Annotated in this window: 22 protein-coding genes; 13 read left to right on the plus strand and 9 right to left on the minus strand. The window is 70.2% G+C overall.

The features are described from left to right. The 8 genes from ACFW0G_RS14525 (at position 1) to ACFW0G_RS14560 (ending at position 11,792) form a co-directional block, all read left to right on the plus strand. Positions 1–1,572 carry a hydantoinase/oxoprolinase N-terminal domain-containing protein gene (locus tag ACFW0G_RS14525; protein ID WP_378325729.1) on the plus strand — a complete coding sequence of 524 codons (1,572 nt, stop codon included), beginning with the start codon at positions 1–3 and terminating at the stop codon, positions 1,570–1,572. Then, positions 1,572–2,663 carry a DUF917 domain-containing protein gene (locus ACFW0G_RS14530; protein ID WP_378325642.1) on the plus strand — a complete coding sequence of 364 codons (1,092 nt, stop codon included), beginning with the start codon at positions 1,572–1,574 and terminating at the stop codon, positions 2,661–2,663. The genes ACFW0G_RS14525 and ACFW0G_RS14530 overlap by 1 nt, the downstream gene beginning before the upstream one ends. Then, the gene (locus ACFW0G_RS14535) at positions 2,660–3,727 is read left to right on the plus strand and encodes a DUF917 domain-containing protein (RefSeq protein WP_378325643.1); all 1,068 of its coding nucleotides are present in this window, start codon (positions 2,660–2,662) and stop codon (positions 3,725–3,727) included. Before ACFW0G_RS14530 ends, ACFW0G_RS14535 begins: the two co-directional genes overlap by 4 nt. Positions 3,728–3,732: 5 nt before the next feature. Then, positions 3,733–5,313: a helix-turn-helix domain-containing protein gene (locus ACFW0G_RS14540; protein WP_378325644.1), complete on the plus strand. Its 1,581-nt coding sequence runs from the start codon at positions 3,733–3,735 to the stop codon at positions 5,311–5,313. A gap of 69 nt (positions 5,314–5,382) precedes the next feature. Next, positions 5,383–6,051: a TMEM175 family protein gene (locus tag ACFW0G_RS14545; RefSeq protein ID WP_378325645.1), complete on the plus strand. Its 669-nt coding sequence runs from the start codon at positions 5,383–5,385 to the stop codon at positions 6,049–6,051. Between the two features lie 90 nt (positions 6,052–6,141). Further along, on the plus strand, positions 6,142–10,806 hold the full coding sequence (locus ACFW0G_RS14550; RefSeq protein WP_378325646.1) for an internalin: 4,665 nt from the start codon (positions 6,142–6,144) through the stop codon (positions 10,804–10,806). Positions 10,807–10,966: 160 nt separating this feature from the next. Beyond that, positions 10,967–11,311 (plus strand): hypothetical protein, encoded by a 345-nt coding sequence (locus ACFW0G_RS14555; RefSeq protein ID WP_378325647.1) that lies wholly within the window; start codon positions 10,967–10,969, stop codon positions 11,309–11,311. 16 nt (positions 11,312–11,327) lie between these two features. Beyond that, positions 11,328–11,792 carry a DUF523 domain-containing protein gene (locus ACFW0G_RS14560; protein WP_378325648.1) on the plus strand — a complete coding sequence of 155 codons (465 nt, stop codon included), beginning with the start codon at positions 11,328–11,330 and terminating at the stop codon, positions 11,790–11,792. Between the two features lie 27 nt (positions 11,793–11,819). Here ACFW0G_RS14560 and ACFW0G_RS14565 read toward each other — a convergent pair whose 3' ends face one another. Beyond that, complete coding sequence (locus tag ACFW0G_RS14565; RefSeq protein ID WP_378325650.1) at positions 11,820–12,425, minus strand: TIGR03086 family metal-binding protein; 606 nt, start codon at positions 12,423–12,425, stop codon at positions 11,820–11,822. A 62-nt stretch (positions 12,426–12,487) separates the two neighbouring features. Between ACFW0G_RS14565 and ACFW0G_RS14570 the strand changes: the two genes are divergently transcribed. Further along, entirely contained in the window at positions 12,488–12,916 is a 429-nt protein-coding gene (locus ACFW0G_RS14570) for a MarR family winged helix-turn-helix transcriptional regulator (protein ID WP_378325651.1), read from the plus strand. Between the two features lie 51 nt (positions 12,917–12,967). Here ACFW0G_RS14570 and ACFW0G_RS14575 read toward each other — a convergent pair whose 3' ends face one another. Next, entirely contained in the window at positions 12,968–13,840 is an 873-nt protein-coding gene (locus ACFW0G_RS14575; RefSeq protein WP_378325653.1) for a LysR family transcriptional regulator, read from the minus strand. Positions 13,841–13,910: 70 nt separating this feature from the next. On the opposite strand from ACFW0G_RS14575, the gene ACFW0G_RS14580 reads away from it, so the two are divergent. Continuing rightward, positions 13,911–14,228, plus strand: coding sequence for a hypothetical protein (locus ACFW0G_RS14580; protein ID WP_378325654.1), 318 nt, complete (start codon positions 13,911–13,913; stop codon positions 14,226–14,228). After that, positions 14,225–14,965, plus strand: coding sequence for an SDR family NAD(P)-dependent oxidoreductase (locus ACFW0G_RS14585; protein WP_378325656.1), 741 nt, complete (start codon positions 14,225–14,227; stop codon positions 14,963–14,965). The genes ACFW0G_RS14580 and ACFW0G_RS14585 overlap by 4 nt, the downstream gene beginning before the upstream one ends. Here ACFW0G_RS14585 and ACFW0G_RS14590 read toward each other — a convergent pair. Continuing rightward, positions 14,917–15,567: a carboxymuconolactone decarboxylase family protein gene (locus ACFW0G_RS14590; protein ID WP_378325657.1), complete on the minus strand. Its 651-nt coding sequence runs from the start codon at positions 15,565–15,567 to the stop codon at positions 14,917–14,919. The genes ACFW0G_RS14585 and ACFW0G_RS14590 overlap by 49 nt on opposite strands. 5 nt (positions 15,568–15,572) lie before the next feature. Then, a complete protein-coding gene (locus ACFW0G_RS14595; RefSeq protein ID WP_378325659.1) occupies positions 15,573–16,514 on the minus strand; it encodes an MBL fold metallo-hydrolase in 942 nt (313 codons plus the stop codon). A gap of 100 nt (positions 16,515–16,614) precedes the next feature. Between ACFW0G_RS14595 and ACFW0G_RS14600 the strand changes: the two genes are divergently transcribed. Both ACFW0G_RS14600 and ACFW0G_RS14605 read left to right on the plus strand, forming a co-directional pair. Further along, positions 16,615–17,235 (plus strand): TetR/AcrR family transcriptional regulator, encoded by a 621-nt coding sequence (locus ACFW0G_RS14600; RefSeq protein ID WP_378325660.1) that lies wholly within the window; start codon positions 16,615–16,617, stop codon positions 17,233–17,235. 161 nt (positions 17,236–17,396) lie between these two features. Then, positions 17,397–18,581 (plus strand): cytochrome P450, encoded by a 1,185-nt coding sequence (locus tag ACFW0G_RS14605; RefSeq protein WP_378325662.1) that lies wholly within the window; start codon positions 17,397–17,399, stop codon positions 18,579–18,581. 11 nt (positions 18,582–18,592) lie between these two features. On the opposite strand, the gene rho is transcribed toward ACFW0G_RS14605, so the two are convergent. The 5 genes from rho to ACFW0G_RS14630 form a co-directional block, all read right to left on the minus strand. Next, a complete protein-coding gene (rho, locus tag ACFW0G_RS14610; protein ID WP_378325664.1) occupies positions 18,593–19,672 on the minus strand; it encodes a transcription termination factor Rho in 1,080 nt (359 codons plus the stop codon). Positions 19,673–19,896: 224 nt separating this feature from the next. Next, complete coding sequence (locus tag ACFW0G_RS14615; RefSeq protein ID WP_378325666.1) at positions 19,897–20,868, minus strand: YncE family protein; 972 nt, start codon at positions 20,866–20,868, stop codon at positions 19,897–19,899. Then, the gene (locus tag ACFW0G_RS14620; protein WP_378325668.1) at positions 20,861–22,045 is read right to left on the minus strand and encodes a sialidase family protein; all 1,185 of its coding nucleotides are present in this window, start codon (positions 22,043–22,045) and stop codon (positions 20,861–20,863) included. The genes ACFW0G_RS14615 and ACFW0G_RS14620 overlap by 8 nt, the downstream gene beginning before the upstream one ends. 149 nt (positions 22,046–22,194) lie before the next feature. Next, positions 22,195–23,601 carry a polysaccharide lyase 6 family protein gene (locus ACFW0G_RS14625; RefSeq protein ID WP_378325669.1) on the minus strand — a complete coding sequence of 469 codons (1,407 nt, stop codon included), beginning with the start codon at positions 23,599–23,601 and terminating at the stop codon, positions 22,195–22,197. Between the two features lie 98 nt (positions 23,602–23,699). Next, on the minus strand, positions 23,700–24,527 hold the full coding sequence (locus ACFW0G_RS14630) for a hypothetical protein (RefSeq protein WP_378325670.1): 828 nt from the start codon (positions 24,525–24,527) through the stop codon (positions 23,700–23,702). Positions 24,528–24,699: the final 172 nt, after the last annotated feature.

Raw genomic sequence — 24,699 nt, forward strand, 5'->3', positions numbered from 1 at the left:
CTGCGTATCGGTATCGACGTCGGCGGCACGCACACCGACGCCATCGTGATGGACGGCGATCGCGTCGTCGCCACGGTGAAGTGCGTGACGACCGAGGACGTCACGTCCGGGATCGTCAACGCCCTGCACGAACTCCGCGTCCGCTCCGAACTGGACCCGGCGGCCGTGCGCGCGGTGATGATCGGGACGACGCACTTCATCAACGCGCTGGTCGAGGCGAACCGGCTCGCGCCGACCGCCGCGCTGCGGTTCGGACTGCCCGCGACAGCGGCGCTGCCGCCGATGGTCGACTGGCCGGAATCGCTGGTGACCGCGGTCGGCGGCAAGTCCTATCTGTGCCACGGCGGCGTCGAATTCGACGGCCAGGACATCGCCGAGCTTGACGAGGACGAGATCCGCCGCGCCGCGCACGACATGCTCGGGCACGGGGTGCGCAGCGTGGCGGTCTCCTCGGTTTTCTCGCCGGTCAGCGCGGAACACGAATTGCGCGCGGCCGAGATCCTCACCGCCGAGGCGCCCGATCTGAACGTGAGCCTTTCGCACGAGATCGGCAGGCTCGGCCTGTTGCAGCGGGAGAACGCCACGATCATCAACGCCGCGCTGCGCGAGATGGCCGCGCAGATCGTCGACGGGCTCGCCGACGCCGTGCGGGGCGCGGGGATCGTCGCGCCGCTGTACCTGAGCCAGAACGACGGCACGCTGATGGAGGTCGACTACGCGCGGCGGTATCCGGTCGCGACGTTCGCCTCGGGACCGACGAACTCCATGCGGGGCGCGGCTTTCCTGTCCGGGCTCACCGACTGCGCGGTGGTCGACGTCGGCGGCACCACCACCGACGTCGGCGTGCTGCGCCACGGTTTCCCCCGCGAGGCGGCGACCGAGGTGATCGTGGCCGGGGTGCGGACCAACTTCCGCATGCCCGACGTGCTTTCGATCGGGCTCGGCGGCGGCTCGCTGGTGCACGGCAGCGAGGCGGGCGATGTCGAAGTCGGGCCGGACAGCGTCGGCTACCGGCTCACCGAAAAGGCGCTGGTGTTCGGCGGCGACACCCTCACGGCGACCGACATCGCCGTCGCCGCGGGCATTCTCGACATCGGCGACCGCGGCCGGATCCGGCATCTGGGCAAGGACTTCGTGACCGCGGTCCTGGCCGACATCGAGACCAAGGTCGCCCGCACGGTCGACCGGATGCGCAGCTCGCGCGAGCGGCCGCCGGTCGTGGTCGTCGGGGGCGGCGGGATCCTGGTGCCGGACACCCTCGAAGGCGCCGGGACCGTGCACCGGACCGAGCACTTCGCCGTGGCCAACGCGATCGGCGCCGCCATCGCGCAGGTCGGCGGCGAGGTCGACCGGATCTACCCGATCGAACCGGGACGCCGCGAGGCCGTACTGGACGCGGCAAAACAGGAGGCCGTCGACCGGGCCGTGGCGGGCGGCGCCGATCCCGGTCGCGTGGAGATCGTGGACATCGACGAGATCCCGATCGCCTACCTGCCGGGCAACGCCACCCGCGTCCGGGTCAAGGCGGTCGGTGATCTCGTGCTGAGCGCGGACGGGGCGGGGACGACGTAGTGCGGGAGGTCCAGGCAGCGGAACTGCCCGACATCGCCACCGGCGCCGCGTTGCTGGGCACCGGCGGGGGCGGTGACCCCTACCTCGGCCGTCTGCTGGTGCGGCGCGAATACCTGCGGGGCCGCACGGTCCGGTTGCTGGACGTCGCGGAGCTGCCCGACGACGCGCTGGTGATCCCGACCGCCGGGATGGGCGCGCCCACGGTGCGCGTCGAAAAGCTGCCCAACGGCGACGAAGCGAGTACGGCGTTGCGGACGCTGGAAGACCATCTCGGCCGTCGCGCCGACGCCACGATGCCCGTCGAATGCGGTGGGTCCAATTCGATGGTCCCGCTCCTGGTGGGCGCGCAGCTCGGACTGCCGGTGGTCGACGCCGACGGCATGGGCCGCGCGTTCCCCGAACTGCAGATGCAGACCTTCGGCGTGTACGGGATTTCCGGCTCGCCGCTGGCTTTCAGCGGTTCGCACGGCGAACGCGGTGTGCTCGACACCGGCACCGACAACGTCCGGCTGGAACGCCTGGCACGCGGAATCACGGTACGGCTGGGCGGGACGGCGAGCATCGCGCAGTTCCCGATGAGCGCCGCCGACGTCCGGCGTACGGCCATTCCCGGCACGCTCACGCTCGCCCTGCGGATCGGCCGGTGCCTGCGGGAAGCGCGGGAGGGTTACCGCGATCCGTTCGGGGCGCTGGCGAATCTGTTCAAGGAGACCGCCTACGCGCACGCCGCACCGGTTTTCAGCGGCCGGATCGTCGACGTCGAACGCAGGACCACCGGCGGGTTCGCCCGCGGCAGCGCCGTCATCGAGTCCTTTGTGGACGACTCGGTGCTCGAACTGTCCTTTCAGAACGAACATCTGGTGGCGCGGGTGGACGGACGTGTCCGCGTCATCGTGCCCGATCTCATCACGGTGCTGAACGCAGAAACCGCCGAGCCGATCACCACCGAAGCGCTGCGCTACGGGCTGCGCGTGACGGTGTTCGCGATCGCCGCGCCCCCGATCATGCGCACGCCCGAGGCGCTGGCGGTGTTCGGCCCGCGTGCCTTCGGGATCGACGCCGATTTCGCCCCGGTGGAGGAGCTCGCGTGACCGAGGGGCAGGTGCTGAGCGTCGACGACGTCGACGCGCTGCGGTGGGGCGCGAGCCTGCTCGGTTCGGGTGGGGGCGGCGAGCCGCGGCTGGGCGCGCTGTGGCTGAACCGCGAGATGGCCGGGGGAGCCAGGGTCGAGGTCGTCGCCGTCGACACGCTCGCCGAGGGCTGGGTGCTGACCGTGGCGGTGGCCGGGTCCACCGCCTCGGTGGGGATCGAAAAGCTGCCCGCGGGGGACGAACTGAGCCGCTGCGTCGCGGTCGCCGAGAAGTACCACGGCGTGCACATCGACGCCATCGGCGTGGTCGAGGTCGGCGGCAGCAACGCGCTCTTCCCGTTCATCGCCGCGGTGCAGACGGGGAAACCCGTGGTGGACGCGGATCTGATGGGCCGGGCGTTCTCCCGGCTGGACCAGACCGTGATGGAACCCGGCCTGACCGGAGCGTGGGTGTGCGCGGAGGCGCACGGCGCCGCGATGGTCGTCGACGGCGTCGACCCGCGCACCGCGGAACGGGTGATGCGGGGCGCACTGACCGGGCTCGGCGGCTGGGCGGCACTCGCCTATCCGCCGCTGAGCGCGGAAACCTATCGCCGGATCGCCCTGCGCGGCACGGTCTGGGCCGCGATCCGGCTCGGCAGACGGTACCGCGCGGGTGCGGACGCCGGCCTCGACGGCCCGGAACTGGCCGAGCGGCTGGGCGCCGACCATCTCGGCCAGGGCACGGTTCTCGAGGTGCACCGGTACGCGGGGAAGGGCTTTTCCAGCGGCTCGGTAGCGTTGCGCACCACGGACGGCAAACAGGTGCTGCGCGTCGAAATGCAGAACGAATACGCGATGGTGCTGCGCGACGGCGAGGTGGTGGCCACCACGCCCGACGTGATCTGCCTGCTGGACACTCACAGTCTCCAGGTGATCCAGACCGGCGAGGTCCGGCGCGGCCACGAGGTCGTGGTCCTCGCCCTGCCGGTGCCGGACCGGTTGTGGCATCCCGACATCCTGCCCAGGGTCGAGCCGCGGGCCTATGGCCTCGACGCCGAACCGGTGCGGAGAGCGAAAGGCTGAATGCGGTGACGGAGCCCGCGGATCCCCTTGCCCTGCGCCAGCTGGTGGCGCATCCGGTGCTCGCCGGCGCCGAGGTCGTCGGCGGCGAGACCGGCGACGCCGTGGTGCACCGGGTACGGGTGCGGCCGGGGGTCGACGCCACCGGGCTCGGGCCCGGCGACCTCATCGTGGTCACCGAGCTCGGCGACGCGACGGGCTGGCAGGTGGAGGCCGGGATCCGGCGCTGCGCGCTCGCCGGGGTCGCCGGGCTGGTGCTGCCCGGCGGAAGCCGCGGGCCACTGGCCACCAGCCTGCTGCTCGCCGAGCGGCTCGGCCTCCCGATGGTCCTCCTGCCCCGTGAAGTGAGCACGCACGACGTCGCGCTTCAGCTCGCGCAACTGGTCGCCACCCCGGAGGTGGCGCGGGCCGAACAGGTCCTGCAGTTCGTGCGGCAGATGCGGGGCCAGGCGGACAACCTGGGGGCGGTGGCCGACGCGGCGGCGAAGGTGCTGCGGGCCCCGGTCAGCATGCTGAGCCCGGACGGCGCGCTCGTGCACGGCGCGCATTCGCCGTCCTCCTTCCGGCGCGATCTGGCTCTGCCACAGGTGGTGGTCGAGGACGAGCTCACCCACGTCGTCCAGCCGGTTTCCGCGACGGCCGCGCCGCTGTGGCTCACCGCCGCGTTGACCAGCCCGACCCCCGCGCGTGTCGCGATCGCCCAGTCCGTGCTGGCGCTCGCTGAGCCGTGGGCGGTGTCCTGGCTGGCCACGCAGCGCCTCGCCGCCGAACGCGACGCCCGCACGCGCACCACGTTGCTGGCGGATCTGCTGCGGCTGCGCGAGGAGGCAGGGGCGGTGGTGCGGCACCGCGCGGCCATCCTCGGCTGGCGGCTGGACGGCTGGCACACCGCCGTCTACCTGCGCCGGCTCGACGAACCGCCGAACGACCACGTCACCGACCGCGACGAGATCGTGCGCGTGCTGCGGGAAAGTCACCTCGAGGGCCCGCTGGTCGAACAGTCCGACGGCTGGGTCGCCTGGCACACCGCGACGTTCGATTCCTCGCCGCAGAACGTGAAATCGCTGATCTCCTCGATCCGGCTCGTGCTCAAGCGGCTGGGGACCGGCGTCGAGATCGCGGGTGGGGTCGGCCGCACCCATCCCGGGATCGGCGGTCTGGCCCGCACCATCGACGAAGCCCGCGAGGCCGCGCTCTCGGTCGACCCCGCCGTCGTCGAGGACCACAGCCTGGACGCCGGTTCCCGCGTCGTGCACATCGACGCGCTCGGCGTCGGCAGGCTGGTCCGCGTCTGGACCCGGTCGCGCACCGCCCGCGCGCTGGCGACCACGTTGCTGGCGCCGCTCGCCGACCACGACACGCTGCTCGCGACCCTGGACGCCTACCTCGAAAACGAATCCTCGGTGGTGGCCGCTTCGGCGGCGCTGGGACTGCACCGCAACACCGTCGCCGACCGGATCGCCCGCGCGCAGAAGATCCTCGGCGTCAACCTCCGCGATCCCGACGACCGCCTCGCCGTCGAACTGGCCTGCCGCACCCTGCGCCCGAAAGTCCGCGAGGCCGACGACGGCGCCCCTCCCGGTACTTAAGTCTCACGATTTTGTCCCGAAATCACCTCGAAGTGCCAAGGACGCCGGTGCCTGGCAGGCTGTCCTCTCGTGGTGCAAGACGAACCGTCGGGCGGGAAGCGCTCTCCGTATTTCACTGACGAAGAGGACCGGCGGTACCTTCAGGATCGCCTGGTCTTCTTCTCGGACGCGGTCGTCGCGATCGCGATCACGCTGCTCGCGCTGGATCTGCCGGTGCCGCACGGGAAGACCAACTCCCAGGTGTGGCACGCCTTTTTGGAGCTACTGCCGAAGGAATACCTGAACTTCCTCGTCGGGTTCGCGGTCATCGCCTTCTTCTGGTGGAATCACCACCGGTTCTTCCGTGGCGTATACGTGGTTTCCCCGAAGCTGCTGCGGCTGAACATACTGTGGCTGTTCTTCATCGCGGTGTCGCCGTTCGCCACCCGGCTGGACAGTGAGGACTCCGCCTTCGTGCTGGGGCCGGTGTTCTTCGCGGTCGTGATCGCCGCGCTGGCGCTGGTGCTGACGGCCATGGCCGCGCACGCCGCACGGGCCGGGCTGCAGCGCCCTGGCCTGCCCCGAAGCGCGACGCGGTCGGTGATCGTCGGTGGCTTGACCGCGGCCGGGGTGTTCCTGCTCTCCATCCCCGTGAGCTTCATCAATCCTTCGTGGGGCCGGTATGTCTGGCTGTCCCTGGTCGTCGTCTCGTCCGTCGCGGATCATCTGACCGAACGGCGGGCCCACTCGGTCGGGTGAGTTGTTCCGGTGTGAACGCATTCGAGTTGTCCGGAATGGTGCGCGTTGATTTGATGCGATCATGAAGAAGCGGCGCGCGCTGGTGGAAATATGAGCCCGGAGCGCCGCCGCGACATTTCCGTGCCGCGCGGGATCGCGATCCAGGTCCTCGCCATGGCCGTGGCGATGTCCACCGTGCTGGTGGGCGGTGCCGCGCCCGCCGCCGCGCAGTCCTCGTGGCCGGTCGAAGGTGAGCACACACCGTCGGTTTTCGACTGTGATCACCTGTACTACAGCAACATCCGCTCCGGGATGCAGTTCCGCAACGACGCTTCCGGTGCCGCGACCATCGAGAACACGGTGATCAGCAAGCGGGCGGGCAGTGGGCCACCGGACTACTGGTCGACCGACATGGCCCTCGGGAAGGATCCTGACACCGGCAGGGTCGCCGCGTTCTATTCGAATTACACGTCGGCCAACCGCACGCTGTACAAACACGTTTCCGGAACCGACAGCGTCACCGACGAGATCGCCGGTGGCGCGACACGGGAACTGCCCGCCGGGTCCAACTGGGGCGGGATCACCGCGGATCCGAACACGGGCATGCTGTTCGGCGCACAGAACGGCGGCGTACCGAAACTGTTCGGGATGAACCTCGCCAGCGGGGATACCACGATCTGGACCCGGGGCGACAACCTGACCCCGGTGCCCGCGAACGACCCGGTCTTCCGCGGCGGATCCATCGTGCCGGACCTGTTCGTCGACGACCAGGGCGGCGCCTACTACGGCATCAGCTATGGCGGCTCGACCTACATCTACCGGCTGGACCCGGCGACCGGCACCACGACGCAGGCCGTGCACGTGACCGGCCCCGGCTCGTCCAACGGCTTCAACAACTACGGGATGGCCTACCACCACGGCTCGATCTACCTCGGGTACTACGGCGGCGCACTGTACAAAGTGGACCCTCGAACCGGCGCGTCGACGCTGGTCCCCGGCGGCAACGCGCAGAACAACCAGGTCGGGCGGATCACCTCGGAGGCAGGGGGTGCCTGGCCGATCACCGACCTGGCCAGCTGCTCCATCGCGCCGAACCTGACCTCGAAACTCGTCGTGCGCAAGACCGCGAGCCCGCGGACCGCGAAACCGGGGGACACCGTGCGGTACACGGTGACGGTGACCAACGAGGGTGACGGCCCCGCGCCGGACGCCCGGCTCACCGACGATCTGTCCGGTGTCCTCGACGACGCCACCTACAACTTCGACGCGGCGACCACGACCAGTGGGTCGCCGACCTCGTCGCAACCGAGTTACGACAGCGCGGGGAAGAAACTGAACTGGGCCGGCGAAATCGCGCCCGGCGCCTCGGTCACCATGACCTACTCGGTGACCGTGAAGTCTCCGTCCACAGGGGACAAAAAGCTGCGCAACGTCGTGACCGTGCCGGAGAGCAACTGCGCGCGGGCGACGAAGGACCCGGCCTGCTGGTCCGAGGTGCCGATCGCCGCGCTCAAGATCGCGAAACACGCGTCACCCGCGAAACCCGGCCCCGGCAGCGTCGTCACCTACACCATCACCGCGACCAACGACGGACAAGCCGACTGGACCGGCGCGGTGGTCACCGACGATCTGTCCGATGTGGTCGATGACGCCGCGTACAACAACGACGCGCGGGCGAGCAAGGCCGACGGAACCTCCACCGGGGCGGTGTCGTACGACGCTCCCGGCCGGAAGCTGCGCTGGACCGGCGACGTCCCGAAGGGCGCGACGGTCGCCATCACCTACACCGTCACGGTGGGCGATCCGCCCGCCGGGAACCGGCGTCTGGTCAACCGGGTGGCCGGCCCGGACGGCTCGAACTGCGGCCACGACAGCACGGATCCGGCCTGTACCACCGACGAGCCGATCTCCGGTCTGGTGATCCGGAAAACGGCCGCACCGGACACGGCGAAGCCAGGGGACACCGTCACCTACACAATCACCGCCCAGAATGTCGGCGCTCTCACCGAACCCGGGGTCACCCTGTCCGACGACCTCAGCGGCGTGGTCGACGACGCCACCTACGGCAACGACGCCGTCGCCAGGATCGGCGGTGCCGCCGCGCCCACCCAGCCCGGCTACGACCAGGGCACCGCGAAACTGACCTGGACCGGCGACGTCCCCGCCGGGCAGACCGTGACGATCACCTACACGGTCAAGGTGAACGCGCCCCCGCGCGGGGATCACGTGCTGCGCAACGCGGTCACCAGCCCGCCAGGGACGAACTGCGCGGACCCCGCCGATCCCGCCTGCGTGACCGAGACCGAGGTCGCCGCCCTCGAGATCAAGAAGACCGTGGACAAGGCCGACGCCAAGCCCGGCGAGAAGGTCACCTACACGGTGACGGTGCGGAACACCGGTGAGGCGCCGTATCCCGGCGCGTCGTTCGCCGACGACCTCTCCGGCGTCCTCGACGACGCGACGTGGAACAACGACGCCGCGGCCACCTCGGGCACGACGTCGTTCGACGCCGCGGCCCAGCGGTTCCACTGGACCGGTGACCTCGCGAAGGGCGCCACCGTGACAGTGACCTATTCGGTCACCGTCGGTTCGCCGCCTGCCGGGGACCACCGGCTGCGCAACGCGGTGACCGGGCCCGAGGGCTCGCCCTGCCCGCCCGGCAACGCCAATCCGGACTGCGCCACCGACACCCGGATCGGCGAACTGCAACTGACCAAGACCGCCTCGCCGGACGTCGCGAAACCCGGCGAGAAGGTCACCTACACGGTGACCGCGCACAACGCCGGCACCGGCACCTATCGCGGCGCGCGGTTCTCGGACGATCTGTCCGGGGTGCTCGACGACGCCGTCTACAACAATGACGCGAGGGCCACCGGTGGCACGGTGAGCTACACGCCGCCGATCCTGAACTGGACACACGATCTGCCCGCGGGCGCCACGGTCACGATCACCTACTCCGTCACCGTCGGCACGCCGCCGGTCGGGGACCACCGGCTCGGCAACGTCATCACCGGGCCGCCCGACTCGACCTGCCCACCGGGGTCCACCCGCCCCGAATGCCATCCGGTCACGCCGATCGCGCAGCTGACGATCGCGAAGGCCGCGAGCCCGGCGAATCCGAAGCCGGGCGAGGTCGTGACCTACTCCGTCACGGTGTCCAACACCGGCACGGCGACCTACTCCGGAGCGTCGGTCACCGACGACCTGACCGGGGTGCTCGACGACGCGACCTACAACGACGACGCGAAGGCCACCGGCGGTTCGGTCACCTACCGTGCGCCGAACCTCGTCTGGACCGGTGACGTCGAGCCCGGTTCTCCGGTCACGATCACCTACACCGTCACGGTCGGCAGCCCGCCCCGAGGCGACAAGAAGCTGAAGAACGCGGTCACCGGTACGGGGGACACGAACTGCCCGCCGGGAAGCCGGGACCCCGCGTGCGGGACCGAGACGCCGCTTCCGGCGTTGAAGATCACGAAGCGAGGCACCCCCGAGGAAATCAAGACCGGGGACAAGGTCACGTACACGATCACGGTGGAGAACACCGGTGAGGCCGCCTATCCCGGCGCGTCGTTCACCGACGACCTCTCCGGCGTCCTCGACGACGCGACCTACGGCGACGACGCGCGCGCGGACTCGGGCGTCGTCACGTTCGCCCGGCCGAATCTGAGCTGGACCGGTGATCTGGCCAAGGGCGCCAAGGCGACCATCACCTACTCCGTCACGGTCACCAACGCGGGCGACCACCGGCTCACCAACGTGGTCAGCGGCACGGGGTCGAACTGCGCCGAAGGTTCCGCCGATCCGGACTGCCGGGTGGTACTGCCGAAGCCGCATCTGCGGATCGCCAAGACCGCCGACCCGAAAACCGCCGTGCCCGGCGGAAAGATCACCTACACCGTGACCGTGCGCAACACCGGCGAGGCACCGCAGCCGGACGCGTCGGTCACCGACGACCTGACCGGGGTGCTCGACGACGCGACCTACAACGACGACGCGAAGGCCACCGGCGGTTCGGTCACCTACGAGCGTCCGCGCCTGCACTGGACCGGCACGGTGGCCGCCGGGGCCGAGATCACCCTCACCTATTCGGTGACGGTCGGGAATCCGCCGCCGGGCGACAAGATCCTGCGCAACGCCGTCACCAGCCCGGACGACACCAACTGCCCGCCGCCGAAGACCGCCCGTGCCGAGGATCCCGCCTGTGGCACCGAAACCCCGGTCCGGGCGATGACCATCGTGAAGCGGACACCGGCCACCACGGCGAAACCGGGGGACAAGGTCACCTACACGGTCGACGTCGTCAACACCGGCACCGTCGTCTATCTCGACGCCGCGTTCGTCGACGACCTCACCGATGTCCTCGACGACGCTGTTTACAACCAGGACGCTCGCGCCACCGGTGGCACCGTCGAGCAGAGCGGCTCACGCCTGGCCTGGCACGGGCGGCTGGAGATCGGCCAGACCGTCACGATCACCTACTCCATCACCGTCAAGCCAGGGCTCACCGGGGAACGCCGTCTCCGCAACGTGGTGGTCTCCCCGAGCCAGGGGACGAACTGCGTCACCGGGAGCGAGCCAGGCTGCACGACCGACACCCGGGTCACCCCGCCGACGCCACCGCCGCCGGGGACGCCGCCGACAGGCCCGGGGACTGCACCGCCGCTGGCTTCGACCGGCACGCCGCTCGGCGATCTGTTCCTGGGCATGCTTTTCCTGCTGCTCAGCGGCTTCACGGTGCTGGTCTCGGCGCGGCGGCGGGCGCGCCGGGGCTGACCCGCCGGGCGCGCGTGCCACGATCGGGCAACACTCGGGCACGACCGGCTCTGCGGGACCACGGCACGCGGTACCGTCGACGGTGCGGGGCTGCATCAAGGACGACCGTCGGGACAGACGGTCAGCAGGGGACTTGGCGACGAGGGGAAGCGAGAATCCCGTGCAGCCGAGAACCGTAACAGCCGATGACCCGCGTCTCGGCGCGGTCGAATGGGTGACCAATCATCTCGAAGCGCACGGCCAGTTGCTCGTGCGCGGGAGCACGATCGAGGAAATCGTGACCAGGGCGCGGGCCGTGGTGGCCGCGGGTGCCCCCTCGGCCGCGGCCGTGCGGCTGCACGTGATCCGCCTCGGCTGGTGGCGCGTCACCCCGTGCTGCTGCCACCGCACCTTCGCGACCTCCAACCACCCCACCTGGCACTACCTCCCGGCAGGTCCCGGTGTCCCGGACGCCTGGCGGGGCGCCGAGGTGCGCATCCGGTTCACCGCGGGCACCCGGCGCTGATCGCTAGGCTGCGAGTATGAGGAAGGTGCTGGTGAGCGCGTGCCTGGCAGGTGTTCCGTGCCGGTACGACGGCGCGGCGAAGACCTCGCCCGCCGTCGTCGCGCTGGTGGACTCGGGTGAGGCTGTCCCGTTCTGCGCGGAGGTCGCTTCGGGGCTGAGCACTCCGCGCCGCCCGGCGGAAATCGTGGACGGCGACGGCGACGCGGTGCTCGACGGCCGCGCACGGGTTGTCGACGACCACGGCACCGACGTCACGGAGCAGTTCATCGCGGGCGCCCAGCTCGCCTTCGTCACGGCGCGGGAGCACGAGGTCCGGGAGGCGGTGCTCATGGCACGCAGCCCGTCCTGTGGTTGTGGCGAGATCTACGACGGCACCTTCGCCGGCGAGCGTCGGCAGGGCAACGGGGTGACCGCGGCTTTGTTGCTGCGCAACGGAATCGCTGTGCGCTCCTCCGACGAGCTGCCGGACGCGCCGGCGTAGGCGGCTCGGCCGGAGGAGCGCCGGGGTTCACGCCGCCGCGGCCACCGGCCACGCGGGGGAACGCCCCAGCAGGGCGACGAGTTCGTCGAGTCCGGCGCTCCCCGGATTCGGCACGATCGGGGCGAACGCGGCGCCGGGCGTGAGCCTGATCTCCCCGTCGGGGACGATGCGGGCCACGGCCAGCGCGGCCTCGACCACCTCGGGCGGGAAACTCACCGGCAGGTCCAGCGCCCGGGCGACGTCCCAGGCGTGTACGACGTAGTCGACCAGGTGGAAGCTGAGCGCCTGCTCCGCCGGGAAGGTGGCTTCGGCGGAGAACTCGGGGAGCGGGAACCGCCGCTCGGCAAGGTCCTCGACGGCGAACGCGGCGAGGACACGGTCGGCCGCGGCGCGGTAGGTCGCCGCCGGGTCGTCGCCGAGCGAAACGAGCTTCCAGTGGCCGGGACTGCCGTCGCCGGTGGAGGCGGCGGCGAACCCGTGGTGCTGGGCGGCCATATGGGCCACCAGCCCATACACGGTCCACGCGGCGCACGGAGTCGGTTTGGCCAGGTCGGCGGGCTTCACGTGGGAGACGAGGTCGGCGCTGATCCGCACCGCGGCGGCGTCGAGTTCCCGAAGGTCGTTGATGTGCATGCGCTTATCATCTGCACCTGCGTACGATCTGTCAACGGGGTTCCCCTGGGTATCGTCGGCGTATGTCGGAACAGGGACGACCGGACCTCGCCGCGATGCTCGGCGGGCTGTTGCGAACGCTGATCGCAATGGAGTCCCCTGTCCTTGCCGAGCATGGGCTGACCATGTGGGGCTACGTCGTGCTGAGCGCGCTCGACGGTGGGCCGGTGCGCACGCAGGCGGCGCTGGCGCAGGCCATCGGTGCCGACAAGACGCGGATCATCGGCACGCTCGAAGAGCTGCAGAAGGCCGGGTTCATCAGCCGTGACCCCGACCCGGCCGATCGGCGCGTCCGGCTGCTGGCGATCACCGAGGCGGGGCGCCGCGTGCGCAGGTCGGCGCAGACGCGGATCCAGGCGGGCGAGGAGGAGCTGCTCGGCCACCTGTCCGCCGGGGAACGGGCGACTTTCCTTGACGCGGCACGAAAACTGTGGACGCTGTCCAGCTCGTGAGGTCCGCGTGTCGCACTTTAGTCCTCTGTGGACGCAGAGGTGACGCTGGGCTCAGCGCTCCGAAGGTCCCCAGCCTGCTGCGGTGCTGTCGCGATGTTCCAGCGCGGCGGCCACGAACGCCGCGACCAGCGGCCGCCGATCGTGCTCGTTCCAGGCGAGCACGAGGCGGCTGAGCGGCGCGTCGGTGACCGGGACGCACACCAGGCCGGCGGGCGGCGGCTCGACGAGCGAACGAGGCAGTACCCCGATCATCCGGCCCACCGAGATCATCTGGAGCAACTGGACCACGTCGACGACTTCGGGACCGGTGCCGTCCCCGCCGGGAACATCTTTCCAGCGTGGCAGCGTCTCACCGTCCAAATCGGACATACGAACCGAGGTGCGCCCGGCGAGACGGTGGCCGGAGGGGACGATGGCCACGCGGCTTTCGGTGAGCAGTGTCTCGTGGGCGAGGCCGTCGAGCGGGTCGAACGGGGCGTACAGCAGGCCGACGTCGGCCCGGCCGTCGAGCAGGAAGCCGGCGCGGTCGGCGGGGCCGCTGAACAGGATGTCCACCCGGCGCGCGTCGGGCTGGTGGGCGTACTCGGCCAGGATCGGGGACAACAGCCCGGCGTCGCCGCCCGGCTTGAGCACCAGCCGCAGCCGGGCTTGGCGGTCTCCGGCGTGCCGTGCGCTCCGGACGGCGGCGCTGACGGCGTTCAGCGCGTGCCGACCGTGTTCCTGTAATGCCTTCCCGGCCGGAGTGAGCTCGACGTGGCGGCTGGAGCGGAGGAACAGCGGGACGCCGAGCCGGGTCTCGATCCGCCGGATCGCCTTCGACAGCGCCGGCTGGGCGATCGAGAGCCGGACGGCGGCCCGGCCGAAGTGCAGCTCGTCGGCGACCGCGAGGAAGTACTCCAGCTCGCGGGTCTCCAGATCAATCATGCCTCAAGGTTATCGCCGAAGAGCGAATCGGTCTTGGACGCCGACGGCGTACCACGGCAAAAATTGAGGCATGATCAACCACACGATGATCGTCTCCTTCGATCAGCCGCTGCCGGACTGCGAACTTGACCAATATCTCGCGGACATCGAACGCGTGATGCTCGACACCGGCTTCACACAGTCCGTCGTGACCAGGCGGCACCTTCCCATCCCCGGCGAGGAGGCCATCCCCGCGCTGATCGCGACCGCGATCGTCCAGGTCGCCGTGGCCGACACCGGCACGCTGGCGAAGGCGTTCGCCGCGCCCGGCGTGCACGAGGTCATCGACCGCTGGCAGTCGCGGCACCCGTACAAGGTCGCCTGGGCGAACCACGAGCCGCTGGCATGAGCGCCCGGAAGGCGGGACTGGTCACCGGCGCGGGCAGCGGGATCGGCCGCGCGGCGGCGGTCGAGTTCGCCCGGCAGGGAACCGCGGTCGCCGTGCTCGACATCGACGAGAGCACGGCGGCCGAGACCGTCGAGATGATCGAGAAGGACGGCGGCGAAGCGCTGGCGATCGCCGTCGACATCGCCGACGAACACTCCGTGCGGTCGGCCGTCGAGCGCACGGTCGAAGCCTTCGGCGGCCTCGATTTCGCCGTGAACAACGCCGGTATGGCCGCGCACCACCGGCAGCTCGACGAGATGACACTGGACGAGTTCGAGCGCGTGGTCCACGTCAACCTGGCAGGGACCTACCTGTGCATGAAGTACGAGCTGCCGCTGCTCAAAGGCGGCGGTGCCATCGTCAACGTCGCATCCAACGGCGGCCTGTACGCGATCCCGCGCGCTCCCGCTTATGTGGCCGCCAAACACGGCATCGTCGGGCTCACCAAGGCCGCCGCCGTCGACTACGCGCCGCACGGGATCCGGGTCAACGCCGTCTGTCCCGGCCCGACCCGCACGCCGGGGTTCGAGAAGGTGGCGGCCGGCACCGACATGATCGCGATGCAGGAGGCGATCACGCCGCTCGGCCGGATGGCCACGCCGGAAGAGGCCGCGGCAGCTGCGGTGTGGCTCTGCTCGGACGCCGCGTCCTACGTCACCGGGATCGCGCTGTCGGTGGACGGCGGGCGACGGGCGTGAACCTCGGGCAGGGGAGCCGGATCGCCGAGCCAGTCGTCGATCGGGACCCGGCAGGAGTTGAGGACGTAGGCCACCAGCGTGTAGGTGCCGGTCAACGCCAGCAGTTCCAGCAGCTGCCGGTGGTCGTAGTGGGCGGCGAGCTGCTGCCAGGTCCGGTCCGACACCGCGGCCCGCGGACCGTGCAGCTCGTCCACGGCGCGGAGCAAGGCCGCGTCGAGATCGCTCCAGCCGGGTTCCCCTTGGCCATGGGGGATCCTGGCGATCTCCTGCTCGGTCAGCCCGGTGCCGCCGGCGATCACCACGTGGTGCGCCCATTCGTAGCGCGCCCGGGTGTGCCAGGCGACCCGCAGGATGACCAGTTCGCGATCGCGTGCCGGGAGCAGCCCGGTGCTGATCGCCCCGAGCAGCGGGGCCAGCCCGGTCAGCAGGCCGGGATGGTTGCCGACGGTGGCGAGGACGTTGAGCACGGGGTTCGCCGTGATGTGGTGTGCTGCCGCCGGGGCCTCCGTGGCGTCCAGCCCGCCGAGGAGACCGCCCAGCAGCGGACGGATTTCCTCGGGCGGTGCGGGGGCGATGCGGGGCTCGGTGTCCGAAGTGGACATGGTCGTCACCGTGCTTCCGTTGTCACGTCGAGCATCTGGGGCATCAGGTCCAGCTCTGCGGGGGTGCCGTCCCCGTTGAGCTCGCGGTAGACCGCGCCGACGTTCAGCACGAGCCTGCCGGGGTCGTCGAGATCCTCGAACCCGCGGTGGTCGAATTCCCGCGCGGCTTCCAGTGCGGTCCGGCCCCGCTGGTGTGCGGCGACGGCGTGGTCCCGCAGACGGTGCAGGTACTCGCGGAACCGGGTGACCTCGGGCTTGCCGATCACCGGGCCGTGGCCGGGGACGATGGTGTCGGCGTCCAGGCCGAGAATCAGGTCGCAGGCCCGGATCCAGCCGCTGACGGGTCCACTGTGGACGACGGGATGGCCGCCGATGAACAGGATGTCCCCGGTGAACAGGACCCGCTGGTCGGGGACGTGGACGAGGACGTCGCCTTCGGTGTGCGCGGGGCCGACCTCGATCAGGCGCACGGCGCGCGTGCCCACCTTCACCTCGAGTTCCCCGTCGAAGGTTTCGCCGGGGTAGGCCGGGGTGACGTCGGTGAAGTCGAACGGGGCGAACAGGTCCGCGAGCCCCCGCATGCCGGGGTCCGACTTACCCGCGGCGAGGGCTTGCAGCATCGGCTCCGGGCCCGCGTGCCGCATCTCCGCGGCGGCCGCGGTGGAGGCGATGATCCGCGCCTCGGGCAGGAGCTGGTTGCCCCACCAGTGGTCGCCGTCGCCGTGGGTGTTGACCAGGGTGCGGATCTTCGCCGCGGGGAGTGCTTGCCCGATGGCGTCGAGCATCCGCCGGGTGAGCGCGACGGTGAACAACGTGTCGACGAGCAGGGCTTCGTCGCCGTCGACGACCAGCCCGGCGTTGCTCCAGCCCCAGGAGCCGTTGGGCTGCAGGTAGGCGTACGTCGCGGGTGCGACCTCGTGCAGACCGGTGCGATACGGAACGGACATGTGGTTCTCCTTGCCTCTCACTGTCGTGTACTAGAGTACAAACATAGACTCAAGTACACAACCGAAGGTGACGAAGGACGCGGGAGGTAGGGTTCGGCGGGTGAGTGCGACATCCACGCCCGGCGGCCGGGCGCCCACGGGGAGCAGGCTCGAACGCCGCAAACAGCAGACCCGGCAGCGGCTGTACACGGCCGCGCTGGAGTTGTTCGCCGCCCGGGGTTTCGACGCCACGACCTACGACGAGATCGCCCAGCGCGCCGACGTCGCGCGCCAGACCGCGTTCAACTACTTCCCCCGCAAGGAAGACTTCATCAAGGCGTGGGTCGAGCACCGCCGCGAACGCCTGCGCGAGCTGCTGACCGAGACCGCCTTCCGGCGGGCACCCGCCGCCGAGCAGCTCGCCGCTCATCTGCGTGCGCTGGCCAAGTTCAACGAGGACGACCGGCATCTCCGTGACACCCTCGCCGCCACGCTCTCCATCAGCATGGACATGATGGTCGGCGAACCCCCGCCGGACGCGTTCGCCGAAAGCATCCGGCTCGGTCAGGAACACGGCGAATTCGACCCCGCGGTGGATCCGGAACTGGCCGCCGAGGTCATCTTCGACAGCTATCTGTGCACACTGGGGCGCTGGCTCCGGCAGGACACGCCCGCGCCATTGGGCGAGCTGCTGCTGGCGAAGCTGTCCGTGATCCTCGACGGTCTCGGCAGCCCTCGGTAGCCGTCCTTTGTGGACATCGATCCTGGGAAGGGAGTCTTTCGGGCAGCCCGTTCGCCGGTACGCGTTTGCGTCCATCCGGCCCGTTGACGCCCGGTGGCGAACCTCCCTACGTTCGAATGGTCGCTCGCGCAATTCCCCGTCGATCAAGGGAATCCTCGACCATGACCAGCACCGAGCCCGTCGGTTACCCGTTCAACAAGCCGCAAGGCCTGAGCATGGCTCCCGCCTACGCCGAAGCGCGGTCGCGCGAGGGGCTGGTGCGAGTACGGCTGCCCTACGGCGAACCCGCGTGGCTGGCCACCCGCTACGCCGACGTCCGGTTCGTGCTCGGCGACCGGAGATTCAGCAGGGCGGCCGCGATCGAGCGGGACGAGCCGAGGACGACGCCCGGCCGGGTGGTGACCGGCTTCCTCGACGTGGACCCGCCCGACCACACCAGGCTGCGCACGCTGGTGGCCAAGGCCTTCACCGCGCGCAGGATCGAGCAGCTGCGGCCGAGGGTGCGGACGCTCGCGGGCGCGTTGCTCGACGAGATGATCGCCGGCGGTGCCCCGGCCGACCTGGTGGAGAACTTCGCGCTACCCCTGCCCGTCGTGGTGATCTGCGAACTTCTCGGTGTCCCGGAGCGCGATCGCGCGCGGTTCCGGGAGCTGAGCGACAACGGGCTGTCCACGAGCGCGCTGACCCCCGAAGAGTTCCAGGCCAACAACGAGGAACTGCGCGCGTACATCGCCGCGTGCGTCGCCCGGCACCGCGCCGAACCCGCGGACGACCTGATGACGGCGCTGATCGAGGCGCGGGACCTGCGCGATCGGCTTTCCGAGCCGGAACTGATCGACGTCTCGGTCGCCATCCTCGTCGCGGGCCACGAGACCACCGCGACCCAGATCGCCAACTTCGCCTACGCGCTCCTGGAACGTCCCGGCGAGTTCGCCGAGCTGTGCGCCGATCCCGCGCGGATCCCGGCCGCGGTGGAGGAACTGCTGCGGTACGTCCCACTGGGGGTCGCCGCGATCTTTCCCCGCTACGCCACCGAGGACGTCGAAGTCGGCGGGGTGCTCGTCCGTGCGGGCGAGCCGGTACTGGCCTCGGTGGCCTCGGCCAACCGGGACGCGCTCCAGTTCGACGAACCGGAGGTGGTGCGTTTCGATCGGGAGCCCAACCGGCACCTCGGGCTCGGCCACGGCCTGCACCACTGCCTGGGCGCCCAGCTGGCCCGGGTGGAGCTGCAGGAGGCGTTGGGCGCGCTGGTGACGAAGATGCCGCGGCTACGGCTTGCGGGCGAGGTCGAGTGGAAGACGCAGCTTGTCGTGCGGGGGCCGCGCACAATGCCGGTGACGTGGTAAACCCTGGCGGTTCACGCCGCCCGTGTCAGCGGGGAGGCAGCGGTAGCGGACACGCGGTGCAGGAATTCGGCGTTCGAGCCGGTCTTGCGGAGTTGCTCGAGCAGCAGTTCGGTGGCGTGCTGGCCTTCGCGGCCGAACAAGGCGCGGCGCACACCGTGGAGGACGGCGAGCTCGTCCGCCGGTATCAGCAGTTCCTCGCGGCGAGTGCTCGAAGCGGCGAGGTCCACGGCGGGGAACACCCGGCGTTCGGCGAGTTTGCGGTCCAGCCGGAGTTCGGCGTTGCCGGTGCTCTTGAGCTCCTCGAAGAACACCGTGTCGGCGAGTGAGCCGGTTTCGACCATGGCGGTGGCGATGATGGTGAGCGAACCGCCGTCCTCGACGGTACGGGCGGCACCGAGGATCCGCTTGAGCGGATGTAGCGCGGAGGCATCGATACCGCCGGAGAGGATGCGGCCGGACGCGCGGCCCGCGAGGTTGTACGCCCGGCCGAGCCGGGTGAGCGAATCGAGTAGCAGGACCACGTCCTTTCCTTGCTCGACAAGCCTTTTGGCGCGTTCGACGGCGAGTTCGGTGACCGCGGTGTGGTGGGCGGGCGGATTGTCGAAAGTGGACGCGACGACCTCGCCGCGGATCGAGCGGCGCATTTCGGTGACCTCCTCCGGCCGTTCGTCGGCGAGGACGGCCATCAGGTGACATTCGGGGGCGTTCTTCGCGGCCGCGTCCGCGATGTCCCGCAGTATCGTGGTTTTTCCCGCCTTGGGCGGGGAAACCACGAGTGCGCGCTGGCCCTTGCCGATCGGGGCGACGAGGTCGATCAGCCGCGTGGTGAGCGGTCGAGGGCCGGTTTCGAGCAGGATCCGTTCGTGTGGATGGACGGGGACGAGTTCGTCGAACGCCGGACGCTCCGGCAGCGGATCGGCGCCGTTGACGGCGGTGATCCCGTCGGCGGTGCCGGCGATTTCGTCGCCGCGGCGCAACCCGTATCGGCGCACCACGGACGCGGGCAGGGGGACGTCGTCGGGGGCGGCGGCGTAGCCGGCCCGGACGAACCAGGATTTTCCTTGTACATCAAGGATTCCGTGAAAAGACATAGGGATCTCCCAAACAGAGATGAGGCGGCGGTGAACAACAGAGAGCCGCGATCGAGAACCGGTCCTGAGAGGATTCCGGTGAAGGGACGCTCCCTGGGCGGCCGACGGCCGACATCCATGAGAAGCGAGTTCAGGATAGCCGGTACCGCTCCGATGCGCAACAGTGCCCCCGGCGACCTCCCCGCCGCGTCCACTGTGGACGCTGCTCGCGGGAGCCGCGTGGGTCAGAAGCCGGTGATCACCGAGACGAGGTCGTGCAGCGGGTCGGTGACGTAGACCGTGCCGGTGCGCTGGTCGACAGCGACGTCGCCGGGATTGATGCCGAGCGACAGTTCCCCGGTGAGCTTGCTCAGCACGCCGTCGATCTTCACGATCCCGTTCGGGCCGCCGTTCGTGTACACCGTGTTCGTCGCCTGGCGCACCGCGACCGAGGACGCTTCGCTGCGCAACAGCACGTGCGGCAGTTCGGTCCGGCTCGCGCCGTCCACGATCGAAAGGTGGTGGATCCCGGAGTTGCTCACGTAGATGCGGTCGGACGCGGGATGCGCGGCGAGCCCGGCCGGGCCCTTGCCGACCTTGACGTTCCCCGTGAACGTGGTGCTCGCGGTGTCCAGGATCTCGACGGTGTCGGTGTACAGGCTGGACAGGTACGCCAGGTGCCGTCCGGCGTCCACGCTCACCCCGGAGAAGCCCCGGCCCGGTCCGGGCACGGTGCCGATCAGGGTGCTGCTGATGCCGTCGATGACACTCACCGAACCGGATGTCGCACTGGCCGCGTAGATCTTGTCCGCCGCCTCGTCCACGGCCAGTGCCGAGGCGCCGGGTCCCGCGCCGACCACGCCGAGCACCTTGTTCGTCCGGCCGTCGAGCACGGTGACCGTGCCTGCCGCCGGACTGGAGACGTACACCCGGTTCGTGGCCTCGTTCACCGCGACGCCGCCCGGCCCGTCGCCGACCCGGACGGTCGCGGTGACGGTGGCGGACCGGCCGTCCACCACCGAGACGGTGCCGGCGGCGGAGTTGGCGACGTACACCATTCCGGTGGCCGAGTTCACCCCGAGGGGGCCCGGGTGATCACCGACGTCGACGGTCACCACCTGGGCGGCCGCGGCCGGGGCCGCGACCCCGAACGTCGTGACGAGAGCGGCTCCGGCCAGGGCGAACATCGTCCGGCGGCGGATGACTGGCTCACGCATGCCTGCCTCCCGCGGCGGTGGCCGGTCCCTTGCCGAAGTAGGCGCGGCAGATCCCGTTGTCGTAGTCGGCGGCGATCTCCAGGACGTTCGCGCCGCCGTCCACCGGCAGCAAGGTCGAGCTGTAGTTCGGGCACCAGTCGTTGTACGGCTTGCCGACCGCGACCGGCGCGGGCAGCTCGTACCACGGGCCCTCGCCGAGATTGTCGTTGGCCAGCAACGTTTTCCCGTTACCGGGCAGCGGGTTTCCCTTGCCGTCGACGAAAATCTGACCGACCATCAGCAGCCGGGTGCCCTTCGGCCCGCCGGGGAACAGGGTCACCGTCTGCGCGTGCTGGAAGTGGTTGCCGCCGGTGGTGCCGATCTGGGCACCCGGCGCGCCCGGATCACCGAAATTCGCACCGTCCGCGGAGATCTTGTAGTACGGATCGCAGTAGCGGGAGCCGAAGTTGCAGATCTCGTAGCCGAAGTAGAACCGGCCGTCGGGCAGCCCGCGCACGATCGGCATGCCGGGGCGGACCCGGTCCGGCGGGATCGCCATGGTGCGTTGCTTGGTGCCCCAGTGCACCCCGTCGGTGGACGCGACCCGGTTGAGCACCTGGGCGAACCGCGGGGCCTCGGTCTCGTCGGCGAAATGCAGCCAGAGCGTGCCGCCCGCGTCCACGGTCAGTTCGGGTTCCCAGACTCCGTCGTGGTTGTGCGAACGGGCCGCCTCGGACAGGAACTGCCAGGAGCGGCCGCCATCCTTGCTGGCCAGGACCTTGATCCCGACCCGGCGCCCCGGCCCCGCGTTCTGGCCGTAGCTCGCCGCCCAGAGCAAGGTGCCCTCACGCAGGTCACCGACCCGTCGCGGGAGCTCGTACAGCGTGCCGCAGCACATCCCGGCGGCACCCTCGGGATCGCGGATCTCGGCGATCTTCTGGAAGCTGCGGCCCTCGTCGACGCTCTGGAAGACCGGAGCGAACCGGCCGCGGCCGTCCTCGCTGGTCATCGCCGCGATGATCCGGCCGTTGCGCGCCGGACCGCCGTGCGCCAGCCGGATGAGCCGGGGATAGGACCCCATTCCCTCCGCGAGCAACCGGCGTCCGGCAGGGGCCGGTGCCGCCGAGGCCGGGGCGAGCATCCCCGCGGCCAGCAGCAGTGTCATCAACAGCGCGAGACTGCTCCCCAGGCGTCGCATGCTCCGTCCTTACCGCACCGCGGCCAGACATTTACACCATCGAGTGAAAAATTTGCCGGATTTTCACTCGTTTGGTGCAGAAGTATCCGCGAGGCCCGGGGCCGCCGCGCGGGCGGCCCCGGACTGCTTTCACCCGGACGAGTCCGGTGTCACGGAGCGGAAGGACCGACGTCGGTCTTCGTCAGCGGCCGGGCCGGGGTGGCGGTGTTGTACTGGTCGGCACCGACGTCCTTCGCCGACGGCCGGGCCTGCTGGTCGATGTCGAGGGTGACCTGCGGGAACGATCCGGTCGCCTTGCCGATCACCGGGCTGGTCGCGGCGGGGCGGAGCAGCCCGTGCGCGTCGCGCGCCAGCTTCGGGTCGATCGTGCGGTACGCGTCGGAGGGCAGGCTGCCGGCGGAGGCGCCGAACAGGATGTTCCCGGTGAAGTGCGACGACGTGCCGGTGCCCTTGGCCGCGGCCTGGCCCTTGCCGAGCAGGACGTTGTCGGCCAGCGTGTCGTCCGACGGCGGGAACGGTTTGCCGCTTCCGTACGAGATGAGGGCGCCGGTGCCGGACAGCGTGTTGAAGGCGACCAGGCAGTGGTCGGCGGCGTCGTGGTTGGTGCCGCTGGTGGTGTCGTCGCGGACCTCACCGCCGCCGAACTCCATCGCCGTCCCGGCGGTGTCCTCCACGATGTTGTTGACCACGACGTGGTTGTTGCCGAAGAAGCGGATGCCGGTGGTCCCGCCGATGAGGATGTTGCCCTCGACGCGCGAATCCCATCCGTGCCGCATCGAGAGCGTGCCGCGGCTGTTGACGATGGTGTTGTATCGCACCACGTTGTTGCTCGACTTCACCGAGATCGCCTCGGAATCGCCGTCGGCCTTTTCGAACAGGTTGTTCTCGATCAGGCCCTTCGCGACGGCGTGCTGCCTGCCGGACAGGCCGAAGCGGATCGACTCGCCGCCGTTGGTGCCCTTGAACTGGTGGTTGAAGAAGTAGTTGTGGTGCACGTGGACGCGTTGCGCCATGTCCTTCTCGCCCGGCCCGACGACCTGGAGGAACACGCCCTCCTCGGTGCGGTTCTGGAACGTGTTGTGGTCGACCTCGGTGTCGTTGGCCTTGACGGTCAGATCGGCCTTGCCCGGGTTGCCCTCGAACACGTTCCGCGTCACCCGGTCGCCCGCCGCGTCGCCCGGGACGGTCAATCCCGCGTCGTTGGCGAACACGAAACCCTGCACCACGACGTGGGACGCGCCGGTCAGATCCAGCCCGCCCGCCCCGGTGAACCGCGTCCGCCCCGGCGCGGCCGCGGCGATCGTGATCGGGGCCTTCGCGGTGCCCGATCGTCCCACCCGGACCCGGCCGCTGTCGTAAGCGCCCGCGGCCACCTCGACCCGGTCGCCCGGCCGCGCCTGTGTCAGCGCCGCGGACAGTTCGTCCGATGACGACGCCGTCAGCGTCCGCGTCCCCGTGGCCGCGCTGGCCGACGACGCGACCAGCCCGCCGCCGATGGTGAGCAGTCCGGCGGCGACCAGTACGCCGATTCTCCGGTGTTGGGGAGTACGGGCCATGTCTTCTCCTTGGATAGGACCGTTTTCGTACGATGGCGGCAGACTGGGGCGGGCGGCGCCGGGATCTCGTCGATCCACAGTGGACGATCCGGGCACGGCTACTTGCGGCCCGCCTGGAAATTGCGGAACAGCAAGTGAGTGTCGATGATGTCGGTCTTCGCGCTCTGGACCGAGCGGTAGATACCCCACTTCGGGCGGACGTAGTCACCCTGGTCCGGGATGGTCACGCCGGTGCGGCTGCCCTGCGCGGCGACCGGCGCGCCAGGACCGGTGCCGTCGCGGATGACGCACGCGGCCGCGCCCTTGGCGCCGGGGGTCAGCGTCCACTCGACGGTGATCCACTTGTCGCGCAGCGGCGCGAGCCGGGTCGAGGCGATGGACGGGGAACCGGGATTCGCGTAGGCGCGGGCCTGGAGCATTTCGGTGCCGCCGTCGCGGGTGAGGTCGAGGGTCACCCACGGACCGCCGTTGGTGGACGGCGTCTTGGTCTGGAAGATGTGGGTGAACTTGCTGGTGCCGTGCACAGTGGACGGCAGGTACATCTCGTAGGAGATCGTCCACGTCTCGCCGTCGCGCATCTTCAGCGCGGAGCCGTTCTGCACCATGCCCTTGACTTCGGTGCGCTGGCGGTCGCCGCCCCCGGTGGTGTCGCGGTCGTCGGCCCAGATGTCGAACCGGTAGTGATCGCCCTCGACGTAGACGTATCTGCGGTCCGGATGCTGGTGGCCGCGGTCGGCTTCGATGCCTTCGAAGGCCTTCGTGCCGTCCGTCGCCGGGTTCGGATGCCACAACGGGGCCGCCGCGGGCACCGCGACCGCGCGGGACAGCGGGCTGAGCGCGAGCGGGGCGGCGAGGGCGGAGACGGCCAGCGTGCGCAGGGCCGTCCGCCTGGTGAATCCGCCGGGCCGGGACTGGGAGTCCGTCATCGTCGGTGTGTCCTTCCTGACGGCGGATCGACAGGGGTCACATCGGCCGGCGGAGGGGCGCCGAGACTTCGCAGCCTCGGCGTCAGGACATCCGATGTCTTCCGGGAATGAACGTAGAAGGGGGCAGGAACGGTGTCAACGCTGATCCGGTTTCTTGGGGAACCGGTGAGGA

It is taken from the genome of Amycolatopsis sp. NPDC058986, from assembly GCF_042741125.1.
Taxonomy (GTDB): domain Bacteria; phylum Actinomycetota; class Actinomycetes; order Mycobacteriales; family Pseudonocardiaceae; genus Amycolatopsis.